Source organism: Mucilaginibacter sp. McL0603, assembly GCF_049992945.1.
Classification (GTDB): Bacteria; Bacteroidota; Bacteroidia; order Sphingobacteriales; family Sphingobacteriaceae; genus Mucilaginibacter.
Window position 1 is genome coordinate 459,881 of record NZ_CP188251.1, and the last position, 16,072, is coordinate 475,952.

Annotated in this window: 12 protein-coding genes; 10 read left to right on the forward strand and 2 right to left on the reverse strand. The window is 42.7% G+C overall.

The features are described from left to right. The first annotated feature begins 44 nt into the window (after positions 1 to 44). From ACPPVU_RS02260 to ACPPVU_RS02290, 7 genes are all read left to right on the forward strand, one after another. The gene (locus tag ACPPVU_RS02260) at positions 45 to 3,158 is read left to right on the forward strand and encodes a sensor histidine kinase (protein ID WP_426670069.1); all 3,114 of its coding nucleotides are present in this window, start codon (positions 45 to 47) and stop codon (positions 3,156 to 3,158) included. Positions 3,159 to 3,206: 48 nt separating this feature from the next. Then, entirely contained in the window at positions 3,207 to 3,854 is a 648-nt protein-coding gene (locus ACPPVU_RS02265) for a response regulator (protein ID WP_426670070.1), read from the forward strand. A 482-nt stretch (positions 3,855 to 4,336) separates the two neighbouring features. Further along, positions 4,337 to 4,987, forward strand: coding sequence for a FadR/GntR family transcriptional regulator (locus ACPPVU_RS02270; protein ID WP_426670071.1), 651 nt, complete (start codon positions 4,337 to 4,339; stop codon positions 4,985 to 4,987). 4 nt (positions 4,988 to 4,991) lie between these two features. Next, positions 4,992 to 5,825: a sulfite exporter TauE/SafE family protein gene (locus tag ACPPVU_RS02275; RefSeq protein WP_426670072.1), complete on the forward strand. Its 834-nt coding sequence runs from the start codon at positions 4,992 to 4,994 to the stop codon at positions 5,823 to 5,825. A gap of 14 nt (positions 5,826 to 5,839) precedes the next feature. Next, positions 5,840 to 6,241 carry a DUF1634 domain-containing protein gene (locus ACPPVU_RS02280; protein ID WP_426670073.1) on the forward strand — a complete coding sequence of 134 codons (402 nt, stop codon included), beginning with the start codon at positions 5,840 to 5,842 and terminating at the stop codon, positions 6,239 to 6,241. Between the two features lie 69 nt (positions 6,242 to 6,310). Continuing rightward, positions 6,311 to 7,105: an alpha/beta hydrolase gene (locus ACPPVU_RS02285; RefSeq protein ID WP_426670074.1), complete on the forward strand. Its 795-nt coding sequence runs from the start codon at positions 6,311 to 6,313 to the stop codon at positions 7,103 to 7,105. Between the two features lie 526 nt (positions 7,106 to 7,631). Next, complete coding sequence (locus ACPPVU_RS02290; RefSeq protein ID WP_426670075.1) at positions 7,632 to 8,573, forward strand: ketopantoate reductase family protein; 942 nt, start codon at positions 7,632 to 7,634, stop codon at positions 8,571 to 8,573. A 181-nt stretch (positions 8,574 to 8,754) separates the two neighbouring features. Here ACPPVU_RS02290 and ACPPVU_RS02295 read toward each other — a convergent pair whose 3' ends face one another. Then, positions 8,755 to 9,795, reverse strand: coding sequence for an alpha/beta hydrolase (locus ACPPVU_RS02295; RefSeq protein ID WP_426670076.1), 1,041 nt, complete (start codon positions 9,793 to 9,795; stop codon positions 8,755 to 8,757). 149 nt (positions 9,796 to 9,944) lie between these two features. On the opposite strand from ACPPVU_RS02295, the gene ACPPVU_RS02300 reads away from it, so the two are divergent. The 3 genes from ACPPVU_RS02300 to ACPPVU_RS02310 all read left to right on the forward strand — a co-directional run bounded on the left by ACPPVU_RS02300 (position 9,945) and on the right by ACPPVU_RS02310 (position 13,296). Beyond that, positions 9,945 to 10,781: a helix-turn-helix domain-containing protein gene (locus ACPPVU_RS02300; protein WP_426670077.1), complete on the forward strand. Its 837-nt coding sequence runs from the start codon at positions 9,945 to 9,947 to the stop codon at positions 10,779 to 10,781. Between the two features lie 400 nt (positions 10,782 to 11,181). Next, positions 11,182 to 12,495, forward strand: coding sequence for a glycosyltransferase (locus ACPPVU_RS02305; RefSeq protein ID WP_426670078.1), 1,314 nt, complete (start codon positions 11,182 to 11,184; stop codon positions 12,493 to 12,495). A gap of 12 nt (positions 12,496 to 12,507) precedes the next feature. Then, the gene (locus ACPPVU_RS02310) at positions 12,508 to 13,296 is read left to right on the forward strand and encodes an alpha/beta hydrolase (RefSeq protein ID WP_426670079.1); all 789 of its coding nucleotides are present in this window, start codon (positions 12,508 to 12,510) and stop codon (positions 13,294 to 13,296) included. Between the two features lie 254 nt (positions 13,297 to 13,550). On the opposite strand, the gene ACPPVU_RS02315 is transcribed toward ACPPVU_RS02310, so the two are convergent. After that, on the reverse strand, positions 13,551 to 16,001 hold the full coding sequence (locus ACPPVU_RS02315) for a TonB-dependent receptor domain-containing protein (RefSeq protein ID WP_426670080.1): 2,451 nt from the start codon (positions 15,999 to 16,001) through the stop codon (positions 13,551 to 13,553). Positions 16,002 to 16,072 lie beyond the last annotated feature (71 nt).

Here is a 16,072-nt window from a genome sequence, read left to right on the forward strand (position 1 = left end):
ACGTGATAGCGTAAAAACTATCTATAATAAATGCACCTATGCTAATGAGGTATCTTGCCGAATCCGTTCTGAACAAGATTAATATCTTCAGTGTTTGTTTATCGTTGCTGACTACTATTTTTTGCAACAGTGTAGCTCAGGCCCAGGCTGACAGGCCATTTTTTAGAAATATTGGAACAGAAAATGGCCTGTCGCACGATAAAGTCAATTGTATTATGCAGGATAAGCGTGGCTTTTTATGGTTTGGTACTGAAAATGGTTTAAATCGTTATGATGGCCGCTTTTTTACTGTCTTTAGAAGCCAGCCTAATGATACCTCCAGTATTTCCGGAAATATTATTACCGATTTGCATGAAGATAAAAGCGGCATCATCTGGATAGCTACTGCTGATGGCGGACTAACACGATATAACTATCATTTGCCCGCGTCAAGGCAATTTAAACAGTATAAATACAATGCGCGTGCTGCCGCAGGCCTGCCCGAAAGCCACATCAGCAAAATTGTCGAGGATGAAACCGGCAATTTGTGGCTGGCCACTACCAACAGCTTTGTAGTAAGGTTTAATAAACAAAGCGGTAATTTTGATCTGCCTGTGAAAAATGGCAATGCCGGTATCCTGTCATTAGCCATGGCAGATAGGGATACCTTATGGGTTGGCAGATCTGACGGGGGCTTATTAAAAATCAATACACGCACGCTGCAATATAAATTTAGCAACTGCTGTAATAATTTATTAAAAAAATCGGCTCATACCCCTGTCACGTCTATTTTTAAAGATGGCAGCAACACCGTGTGGTACGGCACCCTGGACAAGGCATTATATAGTTATGAACCAATAACACATAACGAAAAAGTATATCAGCCGTCGGCAACCGGAGCGCCTAACGATGAAGTAGTATCGTTTACTGAAGATAACCGGAGGAAAGTATGGATAGCCACCCAAAGCTCCGGCGTGGCTGTTTATGATCGTGCTTCGCATAAATTTAGCAGCTACCAGCATAGTGCCAGGGATGGTTCATTAATTAATAACCATGTAAATGTTGTTTTTACTGACCGGACTGGTATTGTTTGGATAGGTACCGATAATGGGGTGAGTATACATGACCCCGTTTATTCGCCCTTCCAACAATATTTTCTGCCTAAAAGTCCGGACGGGAAAGATATTACCGTTTATGATTTTTATCGCGACGGGGATGATAATCTCTGGATAGCCACCAGCGATGGTATCTATATCAAACAACAAGGCAGCAATATTTATGAACACCGCAAACTGGTTTATAACGGGCATTCCCTTGCTGTTACCAAATTTTTTATTGATAAGGATAAAACGACTTATTTAGGGACCGACTACACTTTATTTAAGTATAACCTGCAAACCAACCAGCTATCGCTTTTGCCCAATACGACATCAGACAGGGTAATGAAAAGGCTTGTGAACTCCAGGATCGTATCTATAGTCAGGGATACGATTGATACTCACCCGGTGCTGGTAGTTTCGCCTTATGGGCAGTATATAACCTATTACGACCTTGCCAGGAATAAGTGGGTATCGCACGTTGATTCGGTAAAAAAGATCATCGGGAAATTAAATATAAAAGACAACCTGGTCAAGAAATTTTATAAAGACAAAAAAGGCGGTTTGTGGCTGGCTACAGATAAGTTTGGCCTGGGCGCCTGGCAGCAGAGCAATATGCCCATAAAGTACTTTACCAATGACCTGGCCGATAATTCATCCATAAGCAGCAATGATGTTTTTGACATGGAGGAAGATAAAACGGGTAACCTGTGGGTAAGCACCTATGGTGGCGGGCTCGATTATTTTAACAAGGGCTCCGGCAAGTTTATACACATCAGGGAATCAAGCAATTTAACCGAGGGCATGCAGGCAGATACGCACGGAAATGTTTGGATGATATGTGATGGTCATATGCACGAGTACAATCCTTTAAAAAAAATATATAGTTGTTATGACCTGCCAAGCCTGAAACATAACGGGGGCATTAAGGGCTATATTTATAAGGATACAAACGGCAATTTTTATGCCGGAGGAGTTAATTTCTACATTTCATTTAGTCCGGGGAGTATCAGCAAAATAAAGAACGATCCTGATGTATATTTCACCGATTTTAAGATATTCAATACCTCCTATAATCAGCTGCTTGAAAATAAAACCATCAAATTAAATCACGAACAGAATTACTTTTCGCTGGAGTTTTCGGCGCCGGAGTACAGCAGCAACCATATACACTATGATTATATGCTGGCAGGGTTTGATAAGGGTTGGGTTGATGCCGACAGGCGTAACTTTGTCAGCTATTCAAACCTGCCCGGCGGTAAGTACCTGTTTAAGGTAAGGGCTTGCAACTGGAAGGGTAACATGGTTGAAAAATATTCTTCTGTTATAATTATCATAAGCCCTCCGTTTTGGCTGGAGTGGTGGTTTTATGCCTTGCTGTTCCTCATTATTGTACCTGTTATTTATATGCTTTACCGCTTCAGGCTTAACGAGTATCTTAAACGCCAGTCTATCAGAAACGGAATAGCGCAGGATTTGCATGATCATATCGGCTCTACCTTAAGCAGCATATCCATTTATAGCAAGGTGGCTAAAATTTATCAGCAACAACAAAACGAAGACAAGCTAAAAGAATTGCTGAATACCATTGGCGAAACGGCCAATGAAACCATAACCGAAATGTCTGACATTGTTTGGGCCATCAATCCGAAGAATGATCATATGAATAATATTGTACAAAAGATACAGTCATATGCCCAGCCATTGTGCCTGGCACAAAACATTCAGTTTAAATTCAACTGCGATAGTAAGGTACTAAAGCTCACGCTTGAAATGGCTGTCAGGAAAAACTTTTTCCTGATACTTAAAGAGTCTATCAATAACGCTATAAAACATTCGGGCTGCAAAAATTTAACAGTTGACATCAGGTTAAGTAATAACAATATTGATGTGCTGATACAGGATGACGGCGTTGGCTTTGCCCCCCCGCTTAAATATGAGGAAGTGTCTGCGCCGGTAACACGCGGAGGCAACGGCTTAGCTAATATCAAGTCACGGGCCAAAGAGCTGAATGCCAAATTGAAAATAAAAAGTGAGGTTTATAAAGGAACTCATATAAGTTTAATGTTCAGCGGCTTTTAACATATGTAAAGTAACAGAATACCCTTAATTACAAAAAAGACACAACAGATGAGTATCAGAATAGCCATATTTGATGATAACAAAAATATCCGTAACAGCATTATCCTGTTACTAAACACTGATCCGGATTTTGAGGTGGTGGGCAATTTTAGCACAGCGCAGCACTGCGTTGAAAATGTGCTGACTTCAAGGCCTGACTTGATTTTGATGGATCTTGAAATGCCCGGAGTTAACGGCATTGAAGCGGTTAAGCTTTTGACCAAAGAGTTTCCGCACATCCAGATCCTGATTCAAACAGTGTTTGAAGACGATGAGCGTGTTTTTGACTCCATTTGCGCCGGTGCCTCGGGTTATATCTTAAAGAACCAGTTAAATACTTCGCTGATCGATGCAATTAAGGATCTGCAAACCGGCGGTTCACCCATGAGCCCTTCAATTGCGCGAAGGGTATTAAACATGCTGCAGCATAGTTACCCGGGCAAGCGCCAACAGCCATTAGAAGAATATAATCTTACAGCCCGTGAGAAAGAAGTATTGAGCGCCGTTGTTAACGGCCTGAGTTATAAAATGATCGGCTATGAGTTGAATATCAGCTATGAAACTGTACGAAGCCATATCAAAAAAATTTACGAAAAATTGCATGTGGCGTCCCTAACTGAAGTAGTTGCAAAAGCCATTAATCAAAATATAGTTTAAACAGTATAAGGCGCTCTTCATTATAATAAAGGCAATTCTGCCTGAAACGGACTCCATTACTAGTGTCAGGTCAACAGTCTTTAGTCGTAAGTCGAATTTTATGCATTCCCTTACTTAGAACTCAAGACTTTAGACTCAGGACTAAACGTCAGTTCTTAATTGACACGACACTAGTGGCAAGCCACACTATTTCTCTTTTATCAAGCATACAGATGATTAACCTAATCGTTAACGGGGGCACCTTCCCTATTGGGTATATTCTTTAGATTATAAAACCCCATTTCCTTTTTGCAATAGATATTTTGCATATCAAAAACGGCCGGATCTATGAAGACCGGCACCTGGAAGACAACCTTTCCTTTTTACAGCAAATTGAGTTGCCAGGCTTTAGTTGTGGCTAAGTAATGAGAATGTCATAATGCCATTTAAAGGTATGACCTTTATTTAAAAGGTCATACCTTTGAGTTATAAAATAATGCAGTATGAAAAGCGAAAGACTATCAGATCAAATCAGCGCCCGCATCCGGCAGGATATTCTGAATAAAAAGTACAAGGCAGGGGAAAAAATACCTACGGAAAAGGAGTTAATGGAAACCTATTCGGTTGGGCGCTCTACGATCAGGGAAGCGATTAAAAGCCTGTCAATGGCGGGTATTGTAAGAGTACAACAAGGGAACGGCACGATTGTAAATGAAGAAAGCCCATCCCAAACGATAGATGAGCGTTTGAAGAACGCCGACTTTGACGAAATCAACACCGTAAGGAAACTGCTTGAGGAAGAAATTGTCAAGCTGGCAGTCGAGCACCATACTAAAGAGCAACTGCAAGAAATGGAACAGCAGCTTGCACTTCGCAAACAAGCTATAACCGACGAAGACCGGCAGCAATGCACAAATGCGGACGTAGCGTTCCATGTGGCAATTGCCAAAGCTTCATCAAATAAGGTTTTATTTAATCTTTATCAACATTTCACCCAAACCATACGCTCATTTTTTTCACAGCGCGAATTGCAGGGCATCGGCCATTTTGCAATGAGCCATCATTTGCACGAGGACTTGTACAAAGCGATCAAGGGCAAAAAAAGAAAGCAGGCGCTGGACATTATCAAATTTATTCTGGACAATAATTATTAAAACGATGACTATTCTAACATTCACCCTGATATTACTTTGCGGCGCCTATCTTGCCGGCTTGATCGGTTCGCTCACCGGCTTGGGCGGCGGAGTTGTTGTTATACCACTGTTAACCCTTGTTTTTCATGTCGATATACGGTATGCAATCGGCGCCGCACTGCTGGCGGCGATTGCCAATTCTTCCGGTGCGGCCAGCGCTTATGTCAAAGAAGGTATCACCAATATCCGCCTTGGTATGTTCCTTGAAATTGCCACAACAATCGGTGCCGTTGGCGGAGCAGTGATCGCTGTTTACACCCCGACCAATACAATTGCCATTTTATTTGGTGCTATTCTTTTATTCTCCGCTTATATGACCATCCGGAAAAAAAACCAGGAGGTACTGACCACCGGAAGTGGCGCGGCGTTAAAATTGAAACTGAACAGTACCTATCCTGCCAAAGATGGTGAGGTAGCTTATCAGCTAAAAAACGTCGGGGCGGGATTTTCCATTATGGCACTTGCGGGTGTGCTTTCCGGCCTGCTTGGGATCGGCTCGGGGGCATTAAAGGTGCTGGCCATGGATTCCACCATGCATATTCCGTTTAAGGTTAGCACTACAACCAGTAACTTCATGATCGGTGTTACAGCGGCGGCCAGTGCCGTAATTTACCTTCAAAGGGGTTATATGGACGCCGGCATTGCCTTTCCCGTTGTGTTAGGGGTACTTGCGGGCGCATTCACAGGCTCCAAATTACTTACCAGGCTTGATCCGAAAGTGTTGAAGTATATTTTTTGCCTGGCCATTTCATTCGTCGCCCTCGAAATGATCTATAACGGTTATCAACATCAATTTTAATAAATCATTTGAAAATGAAAAATATAATTTCAAAAAAAACTGCGGCAGATCAGGATATCGAGCGGCTCATCGGATTACAACTAAGATTTGGTGTGATCATCGCCAGCTTGATCGTGCTCATCGGCGGATTGATATATCTTAAACAGTTCGGAGCCCTGGCTGTTCCTCATTACCATTCATTTATCGGAACCAAAGCCGGGTACACAAGCCTGGGCGAAATTTTTAAAGGCGTATACACCGCCAATGCAAAAGGAGTTATTGAGCTGGGTGTAGTGGCGCTTATCATCACGCCTATTTTACGGATCGCTTTTTCCCTTGTAGGCTTCATTATTGAAAAAGACAAATTATATATCTGGATAACGCTCACCGTTCTGGCTATCATGATGGCCAGCATTTTTGGGGGCCTAAAAATCTAATTAAATGTATATCCACCTGTTGCAAAAGCACAGGCAACCATGAATTTTAATAACATAATCTTTATAAATATGAAAAAGTTAATCAACATCATCAACAGGCTATCGAAAATCAGTCTATTTTTCGCATTGATATTAAACTTTGCTGTGGCCGAAGCACAACAACAGCAACCATCCGGTGTTAAAAATATTGTCCTGGTGCATGGGGCTTTTGTAGATGGTTCCGGCTGGAAACCTGTTTATGATATTTTAGTAAAAAAAGGCTATCACGTTAGTATCGTGCAACAGCCACTGACCACGTTTACTGATGACGTAAATGCCGTTAAACGAATTTTGGCCCTGCAGGACGGGCCCTGCATTTTAGTGGCGCATAGTTATGGAGGTGCCATTATAACAGAGGCCGGCAATGATCCGCATGTTGCAGGCCTGGTATATATTGCCGCGCACGCTCCGGATAAAGGTGAGAACGAAGCAGCCAACGGGAAACTGTATCCACCTGCCTATAAATCACTTCAAAAAACCGCAGACGGCTTTGACTATATCAATCCTGAGCATTTCCATGCTGATTTTGCTGCTGACCTGCCTGAAGCAATAGCTGAATTTGCCGCTCATGCACAAACGCTGACCGCAGACGGAGTGTTTCATGCGGTAATCCAAAATCCTGCCTGGAGATCAAAACCAAGCTGGTATATGGTCGCCAAATCTGACCGCATTATTAATCCTGACCTGGAACGGATGTACGCCAAGCGAGCCAACAGTCACACGGTAGAAGTCGACGGGGCAAGTCATTCTGTTTATGAATCACATCCTATTGAAGTTGCCAAACTAATTACTGAGGCCGCAAGCCAGACCGCAATAGCTAAATAGAAATAACATTATTCAAAAATGGCATAAAGGGTGTATGAGTAAAGCAAACTCTTAGCGCCCTTATGCTGTTCATGCAACTCATGACACGGGTCGCCGGCTACCAGGTCTTCTGGAGCCTTTGATCACCCCGTTCGGAGCTAAAAACAAGCCATTCCGAAACACTTTGAGCGGATTAATTCATTAACCGTTAATGTCAATTTTCCTGATAGCGAACACAAGCTAGTGTTAAGTCAACAGTCTTTAGTCGTAAGTCGAATTTTTCCCATTCCCTTACTTAGAACTTAAAACTTTCGACTCAGGACTGAACGTCAGTTCTTAATTGACACGACACTAGTGTCCTGTCCATATTATATAATCCCCGGATTTGGGGATTTACGACTGTTATTGATTTGTCGAACTTGCGCCTTTCAGTATTAGCCTTTCAGTATTATATACTGTCGTAAACAGCGTTTTGAAATAAAAAAATGAGAATTGGTTTTAGCGAAACCGCAATCGCCAAACATTTAATAAGTGGAAGAGGAGACACATGAAAGAAAATAGAAATAACCGGATATATTTGATAGGGCTGGGTGCAATTGGATGCAATTACGCGGCAAAGCTGTATGACAGATTCCCGGAATCAATAAAAATTATAGCGAAAAAAAAACGGATTGAGACCTTTAAACACTCGGGAGTCATCATTAATAACAAAACTTATAATTTTAATTACATTTCACCAGGGGAAAAACATGACCCGGCCGATCTTCTTATCATCGCAGTAAAATATCCCGATCTCCGACAGGCAATTACAGATATAAAGGGTTTTATTGGAAAGAATACCGTCATTATTTCACTGTTAAATGGCATTTTAAGCGAAGAGATCATTGGTCAGGAAATCGGAATGCAGCACATGTTATACGCCTACTCAACAGCAAGCGTCATGCGGGACCAAAGTTGTGCAACGGGTAAAGGATATATGCATACGGGTAAGATCGTATTTGGCGAAAAAGTAAACTCAGATATGTCGGCGCGCGTAAATAATGTGAAAGCGATTTTTTCAGAAGCACGGATACCTTACGAAATACCGGCGGATATGATCAGGTCTCAGTGGAAGAAATTTATGATGAATACAGGCATAAATCAGGCTTCTGCCATATTAAAAGCTTCTGCTAATATGTTCCAAAAGGAAGGGCCCCACCGGGAACTTGCGATTATGGCGGCAAAAGAGGTGGTAAAGATCTCACAACGATGTGGAATTAATCTTAACCAGGCAGACATTGAAGACTTTATTACTACAATAAACGCGTTAAATCCTGCTTTTAAAACTTCTATGTTGCAGGATGTCGAGGCGGGAAGGAAAACTGAAGTTGAAAATTTTTCGGGCGCTGTCAGAAAGCTTGGTAAAAAGTATTCAGTAGTCACGCCGGTTAATGAGACGATGTATTATCTCCTATCGGCGATTGAACAATCACAAGACAGGCTGCCTTGAATAGGAAGGGCGATCGAAGAGGTACTTGTTGTTGCGCTCCATTACCAATCTCCTGGCGCCGGTCATGATGATAGCGGAGTTTGCCTCACGGCTGATCACAGCGTAATTAATGGAAAAAGAATCTATAAGGCCGTCCCGTAAAAGGGCGGCCTTATAGATTCTTTTTGCGAAGAAAATCTCTTTATTTCAGGGCTTTTTTCAGTTCCGACGCAGCCTGCAGCATGGCAGAGCGGCTGGCAGGTACTACAGCCAGCGGATTAAGTAAGCCCCAGTCGTGGATCATACCATTGTAACGGGTAGCAGTAACCGGTACGCCGGCCTCATCCAGCTTACGCGCATAGGCTTCGCCTTCATCACGCAGTACGTCGTTTTCAGCGGTTTGCACTAATGCGGGTGGCAAGCCTTTTAGTTGAGCAGCCGAAGCGCGCAGTGGAGAAGCATAAACCTGGTCACGTTCATCGGCATCTGTTGTATAATTGTCCCAGAACCAGATCATCATGTTCTTGCTCAGGAAACGCCCGGTGGCAAACTGGTTATAAGATCCAGTTTCAAAACTGGCATCGGTTACCGGCCAGAAAAGTACCTGCAGTTTAATTTCCGGTCCCTTCTTTTCTTTGGCCATCAGCGCAATCACTGCAGCCATATTGCCGCCCACGCTGTTGCCGGCTACCGCTAAGCGCTTGCCATCCACGCCGATCTCGCTGCCATGTTCAGCAACCCATTTTGTGGCTGCATAAGCCTGGTTGATCGCAACGGGGTAATGTGCTTCCGGCGATGGCGTATAATTTACAAATACCGCAGCCGCACCAGACTCCACCACAAGATCCCGAACAAAACGCTCATGGGTAGGAAAATCACCCAATACCCAGCCTCCACCATGAAAGAACATAAATACCGGAAGTGTGCCTTTGGCGTTAGCTGGTTTAACGATATTAATCCTGATCGACCGGCCATCGGCGTTAATGGTCTTTTCGGTAACCGCGATGCCTGACAAATCAACTTTTACAGAGGATTGCAATCCTGCTAATGCCGTTCTGGCATCCGCAGGTGATAATTGTTCGATTGGTTTACCACCACCGGAATTGACTGCGTTTAAAAAAGCCTTTACATGGCTTTCTATCTGTGGATCCTGTGCAGGGTTAATGATTTGTGCGTTAGCTTGTGCGCCTAAAGCCAGTCCTAATCCGAGGGCTGAAGCTTTTAATGCAGATGATTTTTTCATATTATTAATGTTTAATTCTTGTTAATTATTGAACAGGTCAAAAGTACCCGGCCAGCCAGGGCCATTCAATGCACTGTTTTCGACATGAATAGCACTTTTTTCCCTAATTGTATATATAATCCTATTTTAGCAAACTAAAGAACATAATTATGGGACGTTTTAGACAATTCACTTTTAAGCAGTTCGGCTATTTCGACTTTGACGGCAACCTTCCGGACCTGCTTTCGCAGGAGGATTTCAGTGCATTCATCAAAGTCGTTTTTTTAAAGCGGGGAGGAATGGCGGTGATCGACTTTAAGGAGTATAAGCTGGAACAGGATGCCTTATTCTTTATTAATGCTGGTCAATATTACCACTTTGATGACAGCTGCCGGGGAACTATGCTTTATTACAACCGGGACTTCTATTGTGTGGAGATCCATGATAAGGAAGTTGCCTGTGACGGTATCCTGTTTCATAATATTTATGAAATCCCCGTTATTTTTATGACGGAAGAAATCTCGGTGGAAATGGAAGGATTGATCGGTGCCATCAAAAATGAATTGGAGATGGAAGACAGTTCAATGGAAGAAGTGCTCCGTATTTTCCTGAAGCTGATCATCATCCGAGCCACCCGGATATGGAAAAAAGATCATCAGGTGGCGGGCGGGGAAGCCCATAAGGAAGTGGAATTCTCGAGGAACTTCAGCCAGTTGGTCGAGTGGCACTATACGCGGTACCATACAGTAGCTGAATACGCCGACTTGCTCAACATCAGCCCCAAGGCCCTCAATAAGCGGGTAACCCGCTACACCGAAACCACACCGAATGATATTATCAAAAACCGCATCATCCTGGAGGCTAAAAGGCTGCTTGTCCATACCAGGCTAAGCGTAAAAGAGATTGGCTATAAGCTTGGTTATGATGACACCTCTTATTTTATCCGGCTTTTCAGCAAACAGGCCTCCACTTCACCGCAAAGCTTCCGGCAGCAATATCAGGCTTGATACAAGTGTAGCGGGGGTATAAATTTCTTTAGTCCCCGTTTTAGGTGAAAGCAACCCCGATTTAAGGGATAGGTTTTGGTTAAGGATTTTATTTTTTTTGCATATCTAAAATGAATATTTAAAAAAACAAAATGAATCAGTTGGAGGCTGAATTGAATTAGAAATTCATGAGTTAGTTAAGTTTTAGTTAAAAGTTAATATGAAAAGCGGGGCCGGCGGGCCCTGCTTTTTTCGTTGTGTGCATCTGCCCGGTTAACGCGGCACGTAACCTTGTGCTGTTCGTTATCCCCCGGTATGGGGATACAAACGCTCTATATTGGTGATTTCAGCTTCACAACCTTTGAATGACCTTTGTATCATTAATCCACTACTTAACATTAAAAAAAACATGAATACTTCTATGGAACAACAACTGACAGGCAAAAGTATATTATTCGCTTCTGTGCCCGCCGACGGCCATGTCAATCCGTTAACAGGCCTTGCCAAATACCTTCAAAGCATCGGATGCGATGTGCGCTGGTATACCTCTGAGATATATGCAGATAAGATGGAAGATCTTGAAATTCCATTCTATCCGTTTGATCGTGCGGTGGATATTAATAGCGGCAACGTTGCCGAAGTGCTTCCGGAAAGGGCCTTAATAGCAGATGCAGTTGAGAAATTAGACTATGATATGCTCCATATTTTCGCAAAACGAGGCAGCGAATATCTCGAAGATATCCAGGCGATATATCAGTCTTTCCCTTTTGATCTGATGATCGCTGATAGTTTGTTCCCCGCGATACCTTTGGTAAGGGGTAAAATGAAAATTCCGGTCATAGCTGTCGGAGTTATGCCGCTGGCAACAAATTCAGTGGACCTGGCGCCTTACGGGATGGCACTGCCGCCGGCCATGAATCCCAAAGAAAAAGCAGAATACGCGGAACTGCATGACCGGGTTAACAACGTCATGTTTAAGCAATCAATCGACTACTTCAGTGAAGTCCTGACGAGTTTTGGTATCGCTCATAAAAAAACGATATTATTAGATCAGCTCATCGTACAAGCAGACTTGCACCTTCAAATAGGCACCCCTGGATTTGAGTATGAACGCAGCGACTTTGGGGACAATATTCGGTTTATAGGTGGTTTAATGCCTTATAAATCAACAAAAAAAGCCAGCCCCTGGTACAATGAGCGTTTGAAAAAATATAAAAAGATATTGCTGGTAACACAGGGAACCGTAGAGCGGGACACTAAAAAGTTACTGGAACCTACGCTTGCGGCATTCAGAAATACTGACACACTGGTTATTGCCACTACGGGCGGATTTGATACAGCGAGGCTGGGTATACTATATGCTGCCGATAATATTATTATAGAAGATTTCATCCCTTTTGATCAGGTAATGCCTTACGCTGACGTCTATATCACCAATGGCGGTTACGGCGGCACCATGCTTAGTATTAAAAATAAATTACCGATGGTAGCAGCCGGTGTGCATGAAGGCAAAAGCGAAGTGTGTGCGCGGATCGGTTTTTTCAACTGTGGGATCAATCTGCGTACAGAAACCCCAACAGTTGAAGCCCTGCACAATGCGGTTGAAGAAGTACTGAGTAATAAGCTGTACAAGGAAAATGTGACCAGGCTGTCCGAAGAAATAGAGCGCGTGGATTCGAATGAATTGTGTGCAAATTTTATCAGCCAGTTATTGTTTGAGGAAGTTAAATATTAAATCCCATTGCTCATGAAAATTCTAAATCAAACTGTCAGCTGTATGGTGATCGCAGCCGGACTGGCGCTTTATCTCATTCTTATATCAGCCGCTACTACCAGACAAGGGGCAGGACAGGTAAAAAATATTGTGCTGGTGCATGGCGCATTCGTTGACGGTTCGGGCTGGCAACCTGTTTATGACATTCTTGTAAAAAGGGGCTATCATGTATCTGTAGTCCAGCAACCGCTAACCTCTTTTCAAGAAGACCTTGCGGCAGTGCAACGTGTACTTGATATGCAAACCGGCCCTTGTATTTTAGTTGGACACAGCTACGGCGGGGGACTGATTACCGGGGCTGGCAATAACCCTCACGTAGTCGGACTGGTATACATTGCGGCGCATGCACCGGATAAGGGAGAATCGGAGGCAGGCAATGGTAAACGTTTCCCTCCAGTTTATAAATCGCTGCAAAAATTGGCCAATGGTTTTGATTATATCGATCCGGCTCACTTTTATATGGATTTTGCCGCTGATCTGCCCAAAGAAAAGGCTGAATTTATGGCTAATGCCCAAACGCTTACCGCTGATGGTGTATTCCATGCCGTTACTATGAATCCGGCCTGGCGCCTAAAACCCAGCTGGTACATGGTGGCAGGGGCTGATCGGATCATTAGTCCCGATCTGCAGCGCATGTATGCCAAAAGGGCTGGCAGCAATACGGTTGAGATTCAAAGCGCCAGCCATTCTGTTTTCGAATCACATCCCGAAGAAATCGCTAAGTTGATCATCGAGGCTGCAACCAAAGCAGGGAAAAAATAGTTCTTTAATTTGTTTTAATAATAAATTCTGCCAGTGAATTATTCATTTTAGCAAGCATTTTCAATGCCTGATTTTTGTATGCCTGATTACTTTTTTAATCTTCCCTTTTGGGACCCCTCTCTGCGAATAATCTGTCAAAATAAACAAAATCCTGCAAATCAAATGATTGCAGGATTTTGTTTTGGTGCCACCCCCCCCATTTTATGCACCGACAGTAGTATTATTGTTCTTTTTGTAATTTGTCAGATACGTGATTAGTGCGCTCTGCCTTGTTCACTGTCTGCACCGCCGGTATCACGTTTTTGAGGCACATTGGTTAGCTTCCCGAAACTATAGGTAAATGCCAGGGTTACTACCTGGGTATCCAGATAGTTATGGAAGGTTGCGGTAGCATCTTGAATATTGGTAATAGTGCCGCTTGGCCTAAACGTGTGAAAAATGTCCCGTACACTTAACTTAATTGACCCCTTATTGTCGAGTATTTTTTTCTGAATAGCGGCATTAAGCATTCCTTTGGGTAGTATAACAAACTGACCGTAAGTGCCACCGTTGTCATAAAACCCGCTTAATTCGGCGTTCCATGTCTTTGATATAGTGAACTGATTGTTGCCATTCGTCGAAAATGTATATTGGGACTGATTGAGGTATCCGGTGTAAAATTCGCCCTGATAAGTGTTTTTATAGACCTCGGCATATAGATTAACCGACCACCATTTGGCAGGCTGAAAATTGGTATTGACAGAAAGATCCAATGTTTTTTGTTGCCCTATGTTACCGGTGGTGCTGATAAATACGTCGCCGTCTCTGTGAATGGTCTCGCCCTGAACATCCGTTGTATAATTATAGGCAAACGCAACAGTAAACAGGCTCCTGAAACTATAGGCCAGTTTATAATTATCCGTAAACTGCGATTTCAGGAAAGGGTTGCCAGAAAAATAGGTGTACTGGTCCACAAAAAAGGTGAAAGGGTTTAAACTTCCATAATTCGGTCGGCCTATACGGCGACCATAAGAAAGAACCAGCACATTATGCCCGGCTGTATCCAGGTTATAAGAAAAATATGCGGTTGGAAACAGATTTGTATAATGATTAGCAAATGATGAATCGGCCTTTTCGACATTACCCAGCTGGTGCCCGTTACCATTGGTGTTCTCTACCCGCAAGCCTGTTTGTAATGAGAACCGGCCGAAGTTTTTATTAAAATTAATATAGGCAGCATTTATATTCTCTTTATATAAAAACCGGTTAGTATTGTTATAATCAATGGTGTTTACACCATCGATCACGTTATAGTAATTGGCAGCGTTATCGGTATTTACGTAGCTGCTCTTAATGCCCGCCTCCAGCTTTGCCTTGCCTTTGAGCGGATGAGAGTAATCAGCCTTGGCGGAGTAAATATTGATAGTAGAGGGCAAATTATCATTCAGGGTCGTCGAGTTTGTTAAAGTGCCATCTGGTAAATAAGTATTATTTACAAACATCTGATTACTACCCGCTATGTCGTGGATATAATCCAGATCAAAGTTGAGCTGCCTGCCGGTGCTATCAAACTTATGGGTATAATTTAAGTTGATACCGTTGCTGTTAAATTTGTTTTTAGAAGTATTAAGGGTATTAACAGTTGAATCCAGGACACCGTTGTTATCATATAATAAGCTGTATACCGGGCTGCTATCGTTGCTACGTGATATATCACCGGTATATACTATCCCCCATGTAGTTTTTGGCGATACAAAAAAGTCCATCCCAGCCTTAATATTGGTATTATGGTTTGTCGGCCTGAAATAAGAAATATCCTTTAGCGATGAGGTTAGGTTTCCGTTCGTATCAAAATAATCCCGGTCAATTTCAAGCCTTCTGAAAGTTCGTTCCTGATCATAAGCAAGGTTAGCAAACAGGTTAACTTTGTTTATACGATAATTGAGGTTAATGCTTTCGCTGGTACGACCATAATGCCCCTGCGCATAATCTGCCGACACCACAGCGTGAAATCCCCTAACGGAATTTTTTTTTGTCTTGATATTGATTACGCCCGCATTTCCGGCGGCATCATATTTGGCTGGTGGATTATCCATCAGTTCTATCTGATCTAATGATGACGATGGTAAAGAACGCAGGTAAGTAGCCAGGTTTTCGGCTGAAAGATAAGTCGGCTTATCATCAATCATCACCAATACGCCGCTTTTTCCTTTAAAAGTAATATTGCCATCAGCATCTACCTGTACACCGGGCGTTTTTTCCAGTACTTCCAGGGCATTAGTGCCGGTATTGGATATCAGTGCGCCCACATTAACCACGGTGCGGTCAATTTTTTGCTGGATATACGATTTTTGTGCGGTTACGGCTACTTCATTCAACTTTTTTCCGGTTGACGATAAAGTAAATGGCGATAAATTAACCGGCTTTTGCTGGCTAACAACTATACGGTCACTACGGTAATCTTTATAACCAAGATAGGTCACTCTTAATAGGTAAGTGTTGTCTTTTAAGTTTTGAAATGTGAAACTGCCATCCAGGTGAGCAAGTTGTTTGCTAACTTCTGCGGAATCTTTTGCGGTAAGTAAAATCACTGTTGCACCGTCGAGTGGTTTTTTAGCATCATCTAAGACAGATCCGGAAATTTTACCGCCGGCAGTTTGTGCATTGGCAAAATTGAATTGTAACAGTGTGAATAAGGTTAAAAATAGTACAGGTATAAATTTCATGACTAAAAGACAACGATCTTGATGAAATCGTTACAGGGGAAATAAAATTTATTTGAGTGTTTGGTGAACTG

Coding starts and splice junctions, on each gene's coding strand:
- ACPPVU_RS02265 (WP_426670070.1), top strand. CDS start 3,207: ATGAGTATCAGAATAGCCATATTTGATGATAACAAAAATATCCGTAAC.
- ACPPVU_RS02295 (WP_426670076.1), bottom strand. CDS start 9,795: ATGAAAAAATCATCTGCATTAAAAGCTTCAGCCCTCGGATTAGGACTG.
- ACPPVU_RS02260 (WP_426670069.1), top strand. CDS start 45: ATGAGGTATCTTGCCGAATCCGTTCTGAACAAGATTAATATCTTCAGT.
- ACPPVU_RS02280 (WP_426670073.1), top strand. CDS start 5,840: ATGAAAAATATAATTTCAAAAAAAACTGCGGCAGATCAGGATATCGAG.
- ACPPVU_RS02310 (WP_426670079.1), top strand. CDS start 12,508: ATGAAAATTCTAAATCAAACTGTCAGCTGTATGGTGATCGCAGCCGGA.
- ACPPVU_RS02285 (WP_426670074.1), top strand. CDS start 6,311: ATGAAAAAGTTAATCAACATCATCAACAGGCTATCGAAAATCAGTCTA.
- ACPPVU_RS02290 (WP_426670075.1), top strand. CDS start 7,632: ATGAAAGAAAATAGAAATAACCGGATATATTTGATAGGGCTGGGTGCA.
- ACPPVU_RS02270 (WP_426670071.1), top strand. CDS start 4,337: ATGAAAAGCGAAAGACTATCAGATCAAATCAGCGCCCGCATCCGGCAG.
- ACPPVU_RS02315 (WP_426670080.1), bottom strand. CDS start 16,001: ATGAAATTTATACCTGTACTATTTTTAACCTTATTCACACTGTTACAA.
- ACPPVU_RS02305 (WP_426670078.1), top strand. CDS start 11,182: ATGGAACAACAACTGACAGGCAAAAGTATATTATTCGCTTCTGTGCCC.
- ACPPVU_RS02275 (WP_426670072.1), top strand. CDS start 4,992: ATGACTATTCTAACATTCACCCTGATATTACTTTGCGGCGCCTATCTT.
- ACPPVU_RS02300 (WP_426670077.1), top strand. CDS start 9,945: ATGGGACGTTTTAGACAATTCACTTTTAAGCAGTTCGGCTATTTCGAC.